17 protein-coding genes and 2 pseudogenes are annotated in these 16,759 nt (G+C 34.9%); 8 read left to right on the top strand and 11 right to left on the bottom strand.

The features are described 5' to 3' along the window. Nucleotides 1-168 precede the first annotated feature (168 nt). The 5 genes from NP781_RS12915 to NP781_RS12895 form a co-directional block, all read right to left on the bottom strand. Nucleotides 169-1,296 (bottom strand): GerAB/ArcD/ProY family transporter, encoded by a 1,128-nt coding sequence (locus NP781_RS12915; RefSeq protein WP_257522463.1) that lies wholly within the window; start codon nucleotides 1,294-1,296, stop codon nucleotides 169-171. A gap of 19 nt (nucleotides 1,297-1,315) precedes the next feature. Beyond that, nucleotides 1,316-1,555, bottom strand: a complete 240-nt coding sequence (locus NP781_RS12910; RefSeq protein ID WP_257522462.1) for a hypothetical protein — start codon at nucleotides 1,553-1,555, stop codon at nucleotides 1,316-1,318. Between the two features lie 8 nt (nucleotides 1,556-1,563). After that, the gene (locus NP781_RS12905) at nucleotides 1,564-2,751 is read right to left on the bottom strand and encodes a Ger(x)C family spore germination protein (protein ID WP_257522461.1); all 1,188 of its coding nucleotides are present in this window, start codon (nucleotides 2,749-2,751) and stop codon (nucleotides 1,564-1,566) included. A gap of 24 nt (nucleotides 2,752-2,775) precedes the next feature. Beyond that, on the bottom strand, nucleotides 2,776-4,302 hold the full coding sequence (locus tag NP781_RS12900; RefSeq protein WP_257522460.1) for a spore germination protein: 1,527 nt from the start codon (nucleotides 4,300-4,302) through the stop codon (nucleotides 2,776-2,778). 158 nt (nucleotides 4,303-4,460) lie between these two features. Continuing rightward, a complete protein-coding gene (locus NP781_RS12895) occupies nucleotides 4,461-4,904 on the bottom strand; it encodes a hypothetical protein (RefSeq protein ID WP_257522459.1) in 444 nt (147 codons plus the stop codon). A gap of 222 nt (nucleotides 4,905-5,126) precedes the next feature. Here NP781_RS12895 and NP781_RS12890 point away from each other — a divergent pair, with 222 nt between their 5' ends. Continuing rightward, on the top strand, nucleotides 5,127-5,342 hold the full coding sequence (locus NP781_RS12890; RefSeq protein WP_257522458.1) for a DUF3955 domain-containing protein: 216 nt from the start codon (nucleotides 5,127-5,129) through the stop codon (nucleotides 5,340-5,342). Between the two features lie 68 nt (nucleotides 5,343-5,410). Here the strand turns inward: NP781_RS12890 and NP781_RS12885 are convergent, their stop codons facing one another. Next, a complete protein-coding gene (locus NP781_RS12885) occupies nucleotides 5,411-5,761 on the bottom strand; it encodes a winged helix-turn-helix transcriptional regulator (protein WP_008174966.1) in 351 nt (116 codons plus the stop codon). Nucleotides 5,762-5,903: 142 nt separating this feature from the next. On the opposite strand from NP781_RS12885, the gene NP781_RS12880 reads away from it, so the two are divergent. Together NP781_RS12880 and NP781_RS12875 are read left to right on the top strand one after the other, a co-directional pair. Continuing rightward, nucleotides 5,904-6,932, top strand: a complete 1,029-nt coding sequence (locus tag NP781_RS12880; protein ID WP_373880546.1) for a zinc-binding alcohol dehydrogenase family protein — start codon at nucleotides 5,904-5,906, stop codon at nucleotides 6,930-6,932. A 188-nt stretch (nucleotides 6,933-7,120) separates the two neighbouring features. Next, on the top strand, nucleotides 7,121-7,399 hold the full coding sequence (locus NP781_RS12875) for a YuzB family protein (RefSeq protein ID WP_221680239.1): 279 nt from the start codon (nucleotides 7,121-7,123) through the stop codon (nucleotides 7,397-7,399). Nucleotides 7,400-7,449: 50 nt separating this feature from the next. Here the strand turns inward: NP781_RS12875 and namA are convergent, their stop codons facing one another. Together namA and proC are read right to left on the bottom strand one after the other, a co-directional pair. Further along, the gene (gene namA, locus NP781_RS12870; RefSeq protein WP_221680240.1) at nucleotides 7,450-8,460 is read right to left on the bottom strand and encodes an NADPH dehydrogenase NamA; all 1,011 of its coding nucleotides are present in this window, start codon (nucleotides 8,458-8,460) and stop codon (nucleotides 7,450-7,452) included. A gap of 48 nt (nucleotides 8,461-8,508) precedes the next feature. Beyond that, nucleotides 8,509-9,312 carry a pyrroline-5-carboxylate reductase gene (gene proC, locus NP781_RS12865; RefSeq protein WP_221680241.1) on the bottom strand — a complete coding sequence of 268 codons (804 nt, stop codon included), beginning with the start codon at nucleotides 9,310-9,312 and terminating at the stop codon, nucleotides 8,509-8,511. 347 nt (nucleotides 9,313-9,659) lie between these two features. Here proC and NP781_RS12860 point away from each other — a divergent pair, with 347 nt between their 5' ends. The 3 genes and pseudogenes from NP781_RS12860 to NP781_RS12850 all read left to right on the top strand — a co-directional run. Further along, the gene (locus tag NP781_RS12860) at nucleotides 9,660-10,649 is read left to right on the top strand and encodes an MBL fold metallo-hydrolase (protein ID WP_257522457.1); all 990 of its coding nucleotides are present in this window, start codon (nucleotides 9,660-9,662) and stop codon (nucleotides 10,647-10,649) included. A gap of 8 nt (nucleotides 10,650-10,657) precedes the next feature. Next, entirely contained in the window at nucleotides 10,658-11,413 is a 756-nt protein-coding gene (locus tag NP781_RS12855; RefSeq protein ID WP_257522456.1) for an SDR family NAD(P)-dependent oxidoreductase, read from the top strand. Nucleotides 11,414-11,522: 109 nt separating this feature from the next. Next, a pseudogene (locus NP781_RS12850) lies at nucleotides 11,523-11,822 on the top strand (MerR family transcriptional regulator); the annotation flags it as partial. Nucleotides 11,823-12,443: 621 nt separating this feature from the next. On the opposite strand, the gene NP781_RS12845 reads toward NP781_RS12850, so the two are convergent. The 3 genes from NP781_RS12845 to NP781_RS12835 all read right to left on the bottom strand — a co-directional run bounded on the left by NP781_RS12845 (nucleotide 12,444) and on the right by NP781_RS12835 (nucleotide 14,305). Next, nucleotides 12,444-12,836, bottom strand: a complete 393-nt coding sequence (locus NP781_RS12845; RefSeq protein ID WP_257522455.1) for a YhfM domain-containing protein — start codon at nucleotides 12,834-12,836, stop codon at nucleotides 12,444-12,446. Between the two features lie 159 nt (nucleotides 12,837-12,995). Next, a complete protein-coding gene (locus NP781_RS12840; RefSeq protein ID WP_257522454.1) occupies nucleotides 12,996-13,730 on the bottom strand; it encodes a hypothetical protein in 735 nt (244 codons plus the stop codon). Between the two features lie 2 nt (nucleotides 13,731-13,732). Next, a complete protein-coding gene (locus NP781_RS12835) occupies nucleotides 13,733-14,305 on the bottom strand; it encodes a hypothetical protein (RefSeq protein ID WP_257522453.1) in 573 nt (190 codons plus the stop codon). A 189-nt stretch (nucleotides 14,306-14,494) separates the two neighbouring features. Between NP781_RS12835 and NP781_RS12830 the strand changes: the two are divergent. Both NP781_RS12830 and NP781_RS12825 read left to right on the top strand, forming a co-directional pair. Further along, nucleotides 14,495-15,199: pseudogene (locus tag NP781_RS12830) on the top strand (CPBP family intramembrane glutamic endopeptidase); the annotation flags it as partial. 298 nt (nucleotides 15,200-15,497) lie between these two features. Beyond that, entirely contained in the window at nucleotides 15,498-16,691 is a 1,194-nt protein-coding gene (locus NP781_RS12825; RefSeq protein ID WP_004231366.1) for an argininosuccinate synthase, read from the top strand. Nucleotides 16,692-16,759 lie beyond the last annotated feature (68 nt).

The raw sequence follows: 16,759 nt of genomic DNA, 5'->3' as shown, positions 1-16,759 counted from the left end.
CGCTTTGATAATATACTTATGTCCCAGCGTTTTGATAAGAGTTTTCAGTCGCAGATTGGTGTACGGTTAATGATTTAGTACGATAGTTGACTCCAAAATGTTCCATATTGCGTAAGCTAGTTTATTTTAGAAGTCTAACTTAAATTGTTTAGTTAGAATTACTTCATGTTATGCCTTATCCATAGAATCATTCATCTCAACGTTTTTGATCTTTAATCTTCTGAACCTAGCTACAAGTAGCAAAATTAATGGTAGTAAAGTAGCGAAAACACCTATAGCTAATGGCCAAGTTTGCTGGTTGTATATATCCGAATGAATGATGTTCGCATGAACAACTTGTGAAAGACCTATGGAAACCATTCCAAGTGGTAGAATGAGAGGTCTATGATCTTTTAGTTTAAGCATTTGGCCTATTCCTATTAAAGAAGCATAAAAATATATAAAAGATCTTACAAATATTGTAACCATCCACATGAAAGCCATAATAATTTCTATGCGTTGCAAAAAATCCCCAATAGAAATTTTTTGAGCTAACGTATAACTCGGAAATGTTCTTAAGGATGTATTGGTTACGCCCAATACTAAAATTGTTAATGCTATAAAAGCAGTTATAATAAATCCACCCACTAATGTGCCAATATAAAAGCCCTTCTTGCCAGTTTGAAGGTTATTAATAGCAGAAGGAAAAATCATTAAAAGGACAATTAATGGAAAAGAAAATAAACCCATGAAATGCAACACACTATATATTAGCGGAGGAACTGATACTTCAAAAATAGGTTGTATATTTCTAATGTCAATTTGCGGTGAAACAAAGAACAAAAAAGTAATAAAGATGAACAAAAAAATTGGAAAAAGTATCTCTAAAGTGCGGGCAAACACTTCTATACCTTGATACACAGCGAATAGAATAATAAAGTTGAAAAGTATGGTAAATACTACTGGCGGTGTTTCAGGCATCACCTCTGTTTGTAGAAAATTACCAATGAAGTATAATAATTCTCCTGATGAAAGTAGTGTTAACAGGACAAAACAGAGAGAAATAAATTTACCGACAATGTTTCCTAAGAACTTTTCAGTTACTTCTACAATAGAAAGGTTCTCCATTTTATTTGATAAAATGATATAAAGCTTTATTAAAAATAAACTTAATAAGGTACCTATAGTGGCTACAATCCAAGCGTCTTGTTTTACTTCTGAAGCTATGCTTGCTGGTATTATTAATATTCCTGTACCTACCGTATAGAGAGTAACAATTATAGTGAATTGGCGGGAGCTTATCAATTGTTTTTTCATAATAGATGCCTCTTATTAATTATTTTTTATTTAACAAATTCTCCATTAAAAAGTCACTGATTGGTTGAAAAATATAAATGATGGGGTCCAGTGGGCTAATCATTGAAACATTTAAACTGATAGCAATGTTTAAGACTGCTCCTATGACTAACAAAAACAAGAATATCCATGTTAATTTTGCATCGCCTTTTTTCAATTTAGGCAGTTCAATTAAAACAATAACAATTGAAATGATTAATATGCCTAAGGTGATAAACATAGTCAAGTTTACTCCTTTAATTTTGAGTTTTGCATAGTCCCTAATCCTTGCGTATTGACGTTTACTTTAACAGTAACTTCTAAATCAGGATAAATTGCGTGCCAATCGTTTTTTATCTTTTTCCATTCTTTAGGGTCTGCACGATGAATCGCTTCTCCAAAACCAAGTACATCAGCTTGATAATTTTCTTGAAGGGTATTCAGCACTTTCTCAACATTTTTCTGAATGTGTTCTTCAGTTTGATTATTAATCCAATCTATCGTTTTTAATGTTGTTAAATCAATATCACAATTGACCTCGGCAACATTTTGAACAACATTCATGTTAATCTGAATAGTAGGCTTACCATCAATAATTACTCCTTTTGTTTTTGTTTTAGATTGAGTAATCTCAGTTGATAATTCTCCTTTCGAAGGACAACTAATAATTTCAATCGTTGATTTGATTTGATTGTTTAAGTAATTTAAACTTTTACTATCATACTCATCAAGATAACCTAGTAATTTATCTTCTTTAAAAATAGCTAGCCCTGTAAACTTCAGCTTTACTGGCGTTTCAATTCTTTCTACATTAGTTTGGTCAATTCCTAAGCTTTTTTCTCCTAGTACTTCAATTGCTGATAGAACAAAAAATTGGTCGTTTACGCCTAATTTTGTTACTAAATCTTCAATATCCACTTCTAAAGTAGAGCCCCATGCATCTTGCATTACTTTTAAAGAATTTAACATTTTATTTGCAGGTATTTTTTCTATAGGAGTTAAGACGTTTAAAACATCTTTCGCAGTTGCTTGCTGTGATACTATAACTGTAAAGTCATTTCGTATCTCTTGATCTCTTCCTAAAAAATCTACGGTATCTCGTAAACCGTTTTTAGCTAATTCTTCACCCATAACAACCAGTTGTAAATGCGCAAAATATAATTTTCTTGGAGATAATGCCAATATCTTTCTTATAGCTTCAAACACTGTTTTTCCTTTAGCATGATAGGTAACAACTGGTGCATGGCCACTTGTAGATTGCTTTGACGAAACTTGACTAGGATCAATGACTTGTGCCGAAATAACGTATTCGTCATCAACAAGATCTATACCTAATGCTGCTACAAGCGCTAATTCATTTAACTCACGTTTACTCCAACACCCGCTTAGAATCAAAATTAGAAAGATTAATGAAAAAATAATAAAGTTCATTTTCATAAGGTAACCCCATTTAACAGTTAGTTATGACCGATTTTTACGCCCTCTTACATTATTAATCTGGTTGATCAATCGTGGACGTGTAAGTAAGGACCCACGTGGAAAAATAATTAAGGCATCTTTTTGATCTTGTGGTATTAAAGGTGCAAATGGGCTCATATAAGGAACACCAAATGAACGCAAACTACATAAATGGATAATCAAAAGCATAAGCCCTACAAAAACGCCAAACAGTCCAAACATCGCTGCTAACACCATTAACGGGAAACGTAAAATTCGGATAGAATTGGATAGACCATAAGCTGGAAAAAGAAAACTACAAATGGCTGTTAAGGCTACAATAATGACCATTGCTGCAGAAACAATTCCTGCCTCAACGGCTGCTTGACCAATGATAAGTGTTCCGACTATAGAGATTGCGGATCCAATCATTCTAGGCATCCTTAAACCTGCTTCCCTTAAAATTTCAAATGCAATTTCCATAATTAAAGCTTCTATAAATGCTGGGAAAGGAACGCCTTCTCGTTGTGCATATATACTGATAAGTAGCGGTGTGGGTATCATTTCGTGATGAAAAGTTGTTAGAGAAATATAGAGAGAAGGAGCAACTAATGCAAGACTAATACCTAAAAAACGAATAAGTCGAATAAACGAACTAACAATTGCATTCTGATAATAATCTTCTGCGGATTGCAAAAAAGAAATGAATAATGCAGGTACGATTAATACAAAAGGCGTACCATCAACTATAATCGCAATCTTGCCTTCTAATAACTCTCCGGCTATAACATCTGGGCGTTCGGAATTATAAACGGTAGGAAATAAATTAAACTTTGAGTCTTGAATTAATTGTTCAATATAACCACTCTCTAAAATACCATCAATATCTATTTGATCTAATCTATGAAGTACTTCGTTAACAATCTTCTCATTCGCTATACCGTTTATATACATAACAGCTATTTCTGTTTGAGTAACTTCACCAATCACTCTTGACTTTATCCAAAGATTTGGACTTTTGATTTTGCGTCGAATTAAAGCTGTATTGGTTCTTAATGTCTCTGTAAATGACTCTCTTGGCCCCCTAATAACAGCTTCCGTGGCTGGCTCTGTTATTGCTCTATCTTTGGAATTTCTAGTACTAGTAGAAATACCTAATGCAAGTCCATTTATTAATAGAATGGTTTCTCCACTCAAAATAGCGTTAAACAGAGAAGGGAAATCTGCGACATCTTTTATACTTCCAACAGCTAAGCAATATGTTTTTAATCGTAGCGCAATATCTTGTAATGTAGTTTCAGACGTCACCTCAAAATCAGAAATAATAGACTCTAATAAAAAGTCCGTAATTGAGGTGTTATCAGCTAGACCATCCGTATAAATAATAGCTATTGAGACCTCGATCGGTTTACCAATCAAAAATTCTCGAGTAATAATATCATTGCTGTTGCCTAGTGAATTTTTAATAGTTTTGATATTTTTCAGGAGAGATGTAGAAAGAGAATTAACTATTTTACTTTTTATGAGATTATCTATTTCTGAATTGCTCACTACAAGGTCCTCCTTTAGTTTTCTAATTAATAGAATATGCAAAAGATAGAGAGATTATACTTTGTCTATTTAAGAGAAGAAGAACTTAATAGAATTGTTCATTTGTTTTGATAGAAATAAAAAACAGACAACAATTTTTGTTGACTGTTTTAAAAACTTTAGTTGTTTAAAATAGTAGGTTTATCAAATGAAACAATATCAATAATATGGTCTAAACAAACAATCTGATAATGGAATAGCTCCTTGTAGGAATAGATATCGAGAGCTATAGTTCCTTTACTTATGAAATCTAAATAAGTTGATTTTGTAAAAAGACGTACTGAGTTACCCAAGAAATCATCTTCTTGATTTACAAAATGAAATGATTCGTCAAAAACAGTATAGGCTACATATGAATCGAATTCTATATGTATGACCGGTAATGTCTTATCAATTTCAATAGGATGGACATCATTTATAGTATATTCCTCAAAACTTATATCATTACTTTCGGAGCTAACGGAAGCTCTAGAAATAGAAACTCGCAAAGAGTTTGTCCCTGGCTCTACTATATTAGCTAAAAACAAATAACCTTTCCATTGCATTAAATCTTCATAGTTCATACAAATCACCCTTCCAAATTATCACTAGAGATTATGGTCATTTTATAGTTAGAATTTCAAAATGTCAATTTGGGATTGGTTGAATTAGAATAAAAATTTATTGTTTTTCAATAAAAAATAATTGACTTAGAATATATTTTGGATTTATGATTGTTACGGTAAGTTGTAGTAAGATGCAGTGGAGGAATTAAACCTTTTTACATTGAATGGAGGAAATAGGTTATGAAAAAATATATTTTTGCATCAATGCCAATCATATTAGGCGTACTTAGTTTTTTAATCGTTATGGTGAAAGGGAGTAATGTAGCACCTGATGGTACATTAGAAGAACCATTCTTTCTTATTCCAATAGGATTTTTATTGTTATTTATTGGATTTATATGTGTAGTAGGGGTAGCCTTAATTTCGTTTAATAAAAAGACACAATACGTTAAGTAATAGATAAAACAACCAGGTCAACATAAGAGACCTGGTTGTTTTAATATTTATTTTACTCAAAGAAAATATTATTTTTTTAAATTATACTGCTCTCCCCAATCTCTCATAAGTTTTATGATTGGTTCAAGTGTTCGACCGAATTCAGTTAGTGAATATTCTACTTTGGGCGGTACTTCTTTAAAGATTTCCCTATGGATTATTCCATCCTTCTCTAATTCACGGAGTTGTAACGTTAACATTCTTTGAGTAATATCGGGCATTAAACGTCTAAATTCATTGAAACGCTTCGTTCCTGACATAAGATGATATAAAATAACGCCTTTCCATTTACCACCAATTACTGCAAGTGTTGCTTCAACGGGACACCCATAGGCATCAGGACAAGCTGAATAAGGGTTAATTTGATTGCTATCTGTCATTAAAATTCCTCCAGATTATTTATTTAGTATAAAAATTGATACTATACAACAAAAATGTGCGTACTTACATAAAATATATCATCATATTATTATAGCTGACATAAGGAAATAAAATATAAAGGCAAAAGGAGCAATTTTAATTATGGAAAAAATGAAAGCTGTAGGTTTACATCACTACTTACCTGTTGATCATCCAGAGAGTTTAGTAGATTTACAAATTGTAAAGCCAAGTGTCAAAGATAGGGATTTATTAATTAAGGTAAAGGCCGTTTCAGTAAATCCTGTAGATTATAAAGTAAGATCACCCAAAGAAAAGTTTGAGGACATTCCTAAGATTTTAGGATGGGATGTGGCAGGCATTGTTGAAGAGGTTGGTCCATTATGTACATTGTTTAAACCAGGTGATGAGGTATATTATGCAGGCGATATAACACGCCAAGGTTGTAATAGTGAATTTCACCTTGTTGATGAAAGAATTGTTGGTCATAAGCCGAAATCTTTAAACTTTGCAGAAGCTGCTGCATTGCCATTGACTTCACTCACTGCATATGAGTCCATATTTGACAGAATGAAAGTTAGTAGTTTTTCAAACGAAAATAACAATAAAACAATATTAATTATTGGTGCAGCGGGGGGAGTAGGTTCTGTCGCAATCCAACTAGCTAAATGGGCTGGGCTAACGGTTATCGCTACAGCTTCTAGGCAAGAATCACGCGATTGGGCAACTGACCTAGGGGCAGACTATATAATAAATCACTATGAGGAATTTATTCCACAGCTTAAAAAAATCGGTTTTGAAGCAGTAGATTATATTTTATGTTTGAATTCGACACAAGCATATTGGACTAAAATGGCAGAGGCTATCGCTTCACAAGGAACAATTTGTTCTATAGTAGAAACAGACGAGCCTATTAATTTGACATTACTTAAAAATAAAAGCGCTACATTTGTGTGGGAGTTTATGTTTACACGATCTATGTATCAGACTGAAGATTTGATTGAACAACATAAATTATTAAATAGAATAGCTATTTTAGTTGATAGCAATATTATAAAAACTACAATTTCTAAAATCTTATATCCAATTAATGCAGAAAATCTGAGAAAGGCACACTCAATTCTTGAAAGCGGAAAGACCATTGGGAAAATAGTACTTGAAGGTTTTGAATGATAAGTTTGTGACTGCCTTTTTTTCAGGGCAGTCATTTTCGTTTAATGGCTGTACATTAATTTTATAAGAAAAACTTATGTTAAAGATTAATAATATTTTATGAAAGTTATTTTGCTTAACGCTACAGTTTTCATGAAGTTTATGGAATTGTGGTATGATTATTTTTAGAGAGTAGGGGGGCAATAAACATGGTATTTTCTCTTTTTAAAAAAAAGAAGGAGCCACAGCAGCTAAAAAATAGAGTGGAGTTTTGTATCACTAATTTATCACTTGGTGCGGCAGATGCGTACGATGTATTAGTAGAGCGGGATGATATTGAGATAGAGGAATCTGGTTGTACATCCCATTGTGAAATCTGTGAGCAGGGTATTTTTGCAATAGTAAATGGAGAAGTCGTGACAGCAGATGACGTGGAGACATTGGTACAGGCTATTGATGAAGAATTAAAACAAAATCCATTATTCTAATGAAAAAAACAGCTTGCTGGATCACAAGCTGTTTTTTGATGGAAATGAATTTACCAACCACGAACGTATTGTACAGGAGGTTGCACGTCTTCTCTTAGCTCTTTAGCTGCATGTAGTGCCCAGTAAGGGTCTCGTAATAAAACACGCGCTAAGAATATTAAATCTGCACGATTATTTTGGAGTATCTCTTCGGCTTGAATGGCTGTTGTAATAAGACCAACTGCACCAGTAGGAATATCTGCCCCATGCTTAATCGCTTCTGCATGTGGTACCTGATAGCCTGGAAAGACATTGATGGCTGCTGGTACAACGCCCCCTGTTGATACATCAACTAAATCAACACCTTGAGATTTCATCCAGCGGCTAAAAACAATAAAGTCATCCATTGTTGTACCATCTTCCGCATAATCTTCCGCAGAGACACGTACCAATAAAGGTCCGTTCCATACACTGCGAACAGCATCGATGACTTGACGTAGGATGCGATATCGATTTTCCTGTGAGCCCCCATATTGATCTTGACGTTTATTCGTAGCGGGTGATAAAAACTCGCTAATTAAATAGCCATGTGCCCCATGAATTTCTAGTACATCAAAGCCAGCCTTTGCGGCACGAACAGCTGCTTGTTTAAATGCCTCGATGACATAGAGAATGTCCTCTTCCGTCATTTCTGTTGGCGTTTTATAGTCTGAGCTAAAGGCAATAGCTGATGGAGCAAAAATTTCGCCATCTACTGTTGCTTTGCGACCAGCATGTGCAAGCTGGATGCCTGTTTTAGCGCCGTACGCTTTCATCCCTTCAACTAATTGACTTAATCCTTCAATATGTGCATCATCCCAAATCCCTAAATCCTTATTTGAGATACGACCTTCTGGCACAACACCAGTAGCTTCTAAAATGATTAAGCCTACTTGACCAGCTGCACGTGTTGCATAATGGACGAAATGAAAGGGTGTTACCATGCCATCGTCTTGTGCTGAGTACATGCACATAGGGGCCATCACAACACGGTTTTTTAAGGTGATGGATTGCAATGTATAGGGTTCGAATAATTTACTCAAAATAAAGCCTCCTAATTCCTAGTGATACACTCTATTTTGCACATAATGCTACCCATTTGCAAGTGAACGAGATCGTGCCTCGGCTTCTTTAATGCAGGCTTCGATGGCTTCATTAAATTGATATTGCTCTAATGCCTGTATACCTGCCTCCGTCGTGCCCCCTGGACTCGTCACCTTTTTGCGTAAGACATCGGGTTCATCTAATGACTGCTTGAGCATCTCAGCTGTCCCCGCAAGTGTTTGAGTCATCAGTAAGCGCACTGTATCTTTCGATAAGCCTACCTTCGTCCCTACTCGTTCAAAAGCTTCCATTAAATAATAGATATAAGCAGGGCCACTACCTGAAAGGGCTGTGACAGCATGTAACTGATCCTCATCGACTTCAATAACGGAGCCAACAGCCTCTAATAACTGGAGGAAAAGGAGACGCTGGTCTGCAGACACCTCGTTATTGAATGCAATGCCACTTGCTGACATACCGATTGTAGCGGAAGTATTCGGCATCACCCTTGCTACTGGGCGACTTCCTAAAAATTCTGTAATCGTATTAATCGCAATGCCTGCTAAAATAGATAGTACAGCAGTGCTCGCTGTAAGTTTAGGCTTTAAATCACACATAGCAGCAATAGCATCTTTCGGCTTCATCGCTAAGATAATCAGATCTGCCTGTTGAAAAATCGCATGATCAAATACACAATGGACACCATATGTTTCATGTAAGAAATGTAATCGTTCTTTGTCAGAGCGATTGGTGACATAAATTTCCTGTGGTGTGAACACCTTTTGTTTAATCCAGCCTTGCATCAATGCTTCCGCCATTGAGCCTGCACCGATAAATAAAATTTTTTTCATGAACAAAACCTCCAGTTCAAAATAAAAAAGCGCTCTCGTCCTTATCTAGAAGGACGAAAACGCTCTCGTTTCCGCGGTACCACCTTTGTTTGCCAATTGTTGGCACAACTCTTAGCCCTCTTATCGCAAGGGAAACGGTTATGTTTGCATAACTGCTCAGAAGTAGGTTCGGTAATGGGAGTGGGTGATGTTACTCTCAGCAAATGTAACACTCTCTAACACCTTCACCAGTTACGTACTCGTCTTCTTCAACGCACATAAATAATTAGATTATTCAAAATTATAGTGAGGAATAGGCAACCTGTCAACAGGAGGATGACGAAAACAGAAAAAACTTGTAAAATAGAATGAATCAGTATTCACAAGTGCGTGAAAAGGGGGAGACAACTTTGTCTATATACAAAATAGAAATACCAACACCCTATGCAGTAGGAGATGTCAATGCATTTATTGTAAAAGGCGATGCACTTAGCATTTTTGATGTTGGCCCAAAAACAATGGAAGCCTATGATGCTTTAAAATGGGGGATTCGAGCAGCAGGCTTTGACATGCAAGATATTGAACAGGTTGTGTTAACCCATCATCATCCAGATCATGCGGGATGGGTCGATGCTTTTCCACATGCAGAAATTTTAGGGCATGCCTATAATGACAAATGGCTTCGTCATGATGAAGACTTTTTACGCTATCATGAACAATTTTACAGTGAACGTTTATTGGAGCATGGGGTACCACAAGAATATATTGCAAAAAGTGTCCATGTTCGTCGTGAATTGGAGCTTGTAGGGGAACGGCCATTAACGCAAATTTTGGCAGATGGAGATGAAGTGCCTGGGCATCCAGGATTAAAGGCAATCGAAACATTAGGTCACGCACAAAGTCATTTCATTTTTTGGGATGAAAAAAGTCATCATGTGATTGGTGGAGATTTATTGCTTGAAAAAATAACGCCCAATCCATTAATAGAGCCACCATTGGATCGTACCGTAGGACGTACAAAATCTTTATTACAATATAATGCATCCCTTGAAATTCTGCGTCAATTACCTGTCAAAATGATGCATACAGGGCATGGAGCAGAGCTAGAGGATATTCCTTCGTTGATTGATAAACGATTAGAGCGACAGCACCAACAATCACTGAAGGTTTTTGAATTATTAGGCGATGATCAATTAACAGTTGTCCAAGTAACAAAGCGCTTGTATCCGGCTATCTTCCAGCATCAGCTTGGTTTAACTTTATCTAAAACACTTGGTCATTTAGATTATCTAGAGTCCAATGAGTATATTACGTCAACGAAGACAGGAGCAGGTATCTATTTATTTCAAAGGAAGTAGGTTTATACATGAAACATTCTAACAAAACGATCTTTGTGACAGGAGCTACAAGTGGGGTTGGCTTAAAGATAACTGAATTACTTGTAGCTCAAGGGCATACCGTTTATGCCACAGGTCGCAATGCTGTTGCACTAAAGGTGCTTGAGCGTTTAGGTGCTCAAGTGATCCAAGCGGATTTAACCAATCTACATACACTTGATGATGTTTGTGCGCAGCTACCACCGATTGATGTAGCGATTCTTTCAGCAGGTGTAGGGAAGTTTGCTGTAGCCCCTGCTTTACAGGATGAGGATATTGCGCAAATGATCGAATTAAATGTTAGTGTACCGATTTATCTTGCCAAACGATTAGCCTCTAAGATGATAGAGTGCAAACAGGGCCATTTAATATTCATTGGTTCTCAGGCTGGGAAGGTGGCCACACCAAAAGCGAGTGTCTATGCTGCGACGAAACATGCTATTGTCGGTTTTACTAATGGGTTGCGTATGGAATTGGCTCCGTACAATGTAAAAGTGACAGCCATCCATCCTGGTCCCATTGATACACCATTTTTAGATAAAGCCAATGATACAAGTGGCTACCGAGAATCCTTAGGGCGCTTTTTATTGTCAGCGGAGGAAGTAGCTCAAGAGACAGTGAAAACGATTGATCGTCCTGTTCGTGAAATTAATCTACCTAGAATTATGGGATTATCAAGTAAATTGTATGCATTAGCCCCTGCAACCATTGAATGGTTAGGCAAATCATTTTTCCATAAGAAATAACAATATTTGAAACTGTAAACATGCTTCACGTGCATGTCTACGGTTTTTTCATATTTACATATATTTATAGCTATAGTAGTAAAGAGGAAGAGTTGAAAAGGAGACTTAGATGTATACAATTGGTCAAGTTGCAAAATTTTTAGGAGTTTCTAGAGATACCTTAAAATTTTATGAAGAAAAAGGATTAGTAAAGCCCCAGCAAAATAGTGAGAATGGGTATAGAACATACAATCATTTTGATATATATGATATCACAACAATCAATTTTTATAGAGAAATTGATTTTGAAATCAAAAAGATTCAGGAATTGAGAAAAGGCAAGAGTATAGAGGGCATTCAATCATTGTTAGGAGAAAAGGAACAAGAAGTATTAGAGGAGATAGCTTATAAAAAGCTCCAGCTTGTAAAAGAGGGTGGGAAAAACATCAAAAGGCCACGAATGTTGTGAAATTAACGTTTCGTGGCTGAATATTAGCTATATAGCTTTATATGTAGGAAACGCAAACACTTGATACATCTATATTTACGCGAATATGGCTTACCATTCAGTGTACATGAAATCGTGTATATTTCGTGACATTGTAACTCCGTATTTTTCTAGCACTACCCCAATTAGATTATGTACTTGTCCCACCAGATGAAGTGCCACGACCTCAAGATCCTCTACATCGTCTATCATTGCTCCTGCGCTCGATCTACTTGAGGGAGCTGGTTGAATTACACATAGAATTATTTTTACACCAAAACGTTCAGGCTGTCCTAATGTCCCATAATAAGATCTCCTTTTTAACTCCAGAGACATTGCATAAATATTTGATCCTCTATGTGTTTCTTTACAATCAAAAGGATATAGATTTTAATAAAGTGCTAAGTATGCCACTATATTAATAAACTTCGAAGTCCCAGCATATTACCCACATGTTCGATTTTTTGCTATTTCGACGTAAATGTAGTTTGAAATAAAGAATGTTTATACATACTGCAGTCAGTAACACAGCTAAAACACTGTGAACTCATTTCATGAACTATTTTATTCCTTATTCATATACAAATTATTTATTACTTCATTAATATCTTTAACTAAATTTTCATTAATACTATAGGTTGTATGTGTATCACTGGCATCCATTATTACACCAGAATCATTATTAATCCAAAGATAAAATGTTTTCTTACCTAGTTTAACTTTATAGTTAGGACTAGCCATATCTTTGATACCTTGGTTTTTACTTGCACTATTAAAAGCAGTTGAAAAAAGTTCTATATCTTCTAATTCTGTAATTTTCTTCATGGAATCCTTTTTAATTTCAGAAAAATCTACAGATTCATAAATTTTAATAGTTTCATTTTTATTGCTTGAACATCCACTAATTAACGATATTGATAGTATAGTAATAAAATATAAGATTAAATATTTCTTCATTTTACGCCTCCTATGGATGAAAACAAATAAACAACAAAATTTATTCGAAATATGATTTTATTAAGTGAAAACAAGGTCATCATTATACTGATGACCTTGTTTTTAAATTTTAAAGAAGAAATTAATTAATTTATCAATTAGTAATACAAAATTAATTAATTAATTAATTAATTTTGTATTACTAATTGATAAATTAAGTCCATCGATATCTATATAATATAAGTTACTCTTTTCATCAAAATAATAATTTATAGGTATGTCGATATAATTATTTGTTAATTTATTTACCTTTGGTATTGCCTGGATTTTAGCTTCTGGAATATCAAATTTAACTTCAGCTTTTTCTGTTATTTCAAAACCTTCAATTGTTAGAATGCTTTTAACAGCAACATCAAGGAATTCATTTTCGGAAAAATTATCTAAATTTATCTTTCCGTTATTTCTACTAATTATACTTAATTCATTTAAGCCATTATTTTTTGATAAATATACGATATATTTTTCTCCTTTTTGTAAAGCAGTATATTCCTCTACATGAAGATATTCATTTTGTGCAGTAATAGCTGCTGACTCATTAAATTTAATATTTGAACCTAAATCTAAATCATTTTTATAGTACTCAAGTACTTCAACTTCTCTTGTTGCATAATGATACATAATTGAAGGAGAGTTTTCTTCATAAACTACTGTACTATTACTCTCAGATAATTCATCTTTCACTTGAACTAATGCAATTACATCAGCAATATCAACTATTTCATCGTATTCAAAAACCTCATGGCTACCTTGTAATGGAATATCTATTGGTTTATTACTAGAATTTATATAATTAAATCCCACTATAAAGAACACAGAAAAGAATAAAATTATACTTAGAGTTTTTAATTTTTTCATTCTTATTTACCCCATTTCTGCTGTAAACTAAGTCTATCATATAGTTGTATAGAATAATCCGTTTTAACACCTTGTACCATAATAGAAAGTGTTGATTCTCCCGGCGGGTGAGCCATACTCAAAGCATGTCCCATTTCATGTGTAGCTGTAGCAGTTCGCTTAGTATCTGTATCTAAAAGAGTAGTTTTATATTGATAAACCATTGCTTTTACCCAAGTATCAGATAAAGTTGCAGAAGTTGCAGATGTACCAGTCCATGTCTTGTAGGGATACATAACCCCTAAATCCCCAGATAACGGTGCGTTAATAGAATTAAAATGTGTTACTACTTGTGCAGTAGAGCCATATTGATTTGACCCGCTAGAATATGTATAAGAAGCTTTCGAGGAAGCTCCGTTCCACTGGCTAGCTGCAGTAGTTGCTATTGAAGATGAGCCAGAGCCAACACCCCAAGTTAAGTGCCCCGATACAAATCCGCCACTCCATTCCGCTGCTTGCGTGTGGCTTGATAGATTTAATACACTAAAAGCCACTAAAAGAAAAAATAAAGTACTAATATTTTTTAATTTTGACATAAAATACCTCCCATTCCTTTTTTTAATATTAACACTATGATTTCTTTCTTTATGGCAACCATATATAAGTTATCTTTAATTTACTCACTACTTCGATTATTGTGTTTCTAGCGTACTGAAAGTATTGCATTGAAAATATTTCCTGTTTTATGAAAACTACTTTTGTGTTCTGATATGTATTGATTTTTATCTATCCCAAGATTAGGCTATCCGACTTGGCTATTTGATACCGTACGCTGTCTATCGGCTTGGTCATCCACTTTTGCCTTTGCGCTACTTTTTCCAAGAATCTATCCTGGGCAACGTTTTATACACTTTGTCAAACAAAAATTCAAAAACAAATTGTCACTTTCAGTAATTGTTTTAATCGTGATGATACAAACAGCTATCTTTATCATGATTTTGTTTCATATCATGAATAATTATGAAGAAACCTCCATTTTTACGCTGTCTTCATGGGGCATGCTCAGTTTTTATTTTGTTAAAACGCTTTTGTCAGGACCACTGGGTGAGGAGTTAGGATGGAGGGGCTTTGCACTGCTGGAGCTGCAAAAGAAGTATTCGCCATTAATAGCTTCAATTATCATAGGCTTTTGGTGGGGAATGTGGCATTTACCGATATGGCTTACAACAGGGTTTATGGGAATGGATTTGATCAAATATAGCTTCTTCTTTATGTTAACGATTATAGCTACGACCATCATCATGACAGTATTTTATACGATCAATCAGAATTTAATGATTCCTATTATTATTCATCAGTTCTTTAATTTTTTTATCGGTTCCATCAATGGAAACCTAATTGATTTAATCATGTATAATGCCATTTTATATTCGGCGGTGGCCGTTCTACTTATTTTGATTAATCCTAAAAAAGTATTGTATAGGATATAATCTGCCAAGAACTAGAAAGAATCCAGTTTTTATAATGGATTCTTTTTTTCGTCCGTTGCTAAATTTATATAGTATACATTTATATAGATAGTAAAAAAACGTTTTTTCGAGTGAATTGCCATGGATTTCTTGTCAACCTTATACAAGGAACGACTTACTTTTGACAATAAAAATAAAAGTCTATGAATTTATAAAAATACACTTGTATTTATTTTTATAACATGATACTATTCGTGTATAAACTTTTAAATGAATGTATAAACATACATATCGATAGAGCAATGGAGGCGCATTTTTAATGGCAAATAAAAAAGTAGTATTAGCTTATTCAGGTGGACTTGATACTTCGGTAGCAATTCCATGGTTAAAAGAACAAGGTTGGGACGTAATTGCAGTATGTCTTGACGTTGGCGAAGGAAAAGATCTTGAATTCGTAAAAAATAAAGCGCTTCAAGTAGGAGCGATTGAATCTTATATGGTGGATGCGAAAGACGAATTTGCTGAAGGGTATGCACTAATTTCTTTACAAGCACATACTTGGTATGAGCAAAAGTATCCATTAGTATCAGCGCTTTCCCGCCCACTTATCTCGAAAAAACTAGTAGAGATTGCGAATCAAGTAGGCGCAGATGCTGTTGCGCATGGTTGCACAGGTAAAGGGAATGACCAAGTTCGTTTTGAAGTATCGATAAAAGCATTAAATCCAGACTTAGAGGTATTAGCACCAGTACGTGAGTGGGGCTGGAGCCGTGATGAGGAAATCGAATATGCAATGAAGCATAATGTACCGATTCCTGCAACATTGGATTCACCATTCTCAATCGACCAAAATCTATGGGGCCGTGCGAATGAAGCTGGCATCATGGAAGACCCATGGGTGTCGCCACCAGAGGAAGCTTACGGCTTAACTGTTTCTGTTGAAAATGCACCGAATGAAGCAGAGTATGTGGAAATCGAGTTTGTAGCTGGTAAACCAGTAGCATTAAACGGAAAAGAAATGAAGCTTGCTGATTTAATTCAAGAATTAAATGCAGTAGCAGGTGCTCATGGAGTAGGACGTATCGATCACGTTGAAAATCGTTTAGTTGGTATAAAATCTCGTGAGGTTTATGAAATTCCAGGTGCAAAAGTGCTGTTAACAGCGCATAAAGAGCTTGAGGACTTAACGCTTGTAAAAGAATTAGCACACTTCAAGCCAGTTATTGAGAAAAAACTTTCTGAATTAATTTACGACGGTCTATGGTTCTCACCATTACGTGATGCTCTTGAAGCATTCCTTGCCCAAACACAACAATATGTGAATGGTACAGTACGTGTGAAACTATTTAAAGGGCATGCGATTGTAGAAGGACGTAAATCACCAAATTCATTATACAGTGAAAAGCTAGCAACATACTCGAAGGAAGATCAATTCAATCACGCTTCCGCTGTAGGCTTTATCGAGTTATGGGGTCTACCAACTGTAGTGAACTCATCTGTGAATAAAAAGTAATGTTGAACAAGCAAGGTGTGGTGAGGCATTTGTGCTTATACTACACCTTTTGATAAGTAATCGAGGAA

This window comes from Lysinibacillus sp. FN11 (assembly GCF_024628845.1).
GTDB lineage: Bacteria > Bacillota > Bacilli > Bacillales_A > Planococcaceae > Lysinibacillus > Lysinibacillus capsici.
The sequence above is the reverse complement of the archived record's forward strand: the minus strand, read 5'-3'. Positions and strand labels throughout refer to the sequence as shown.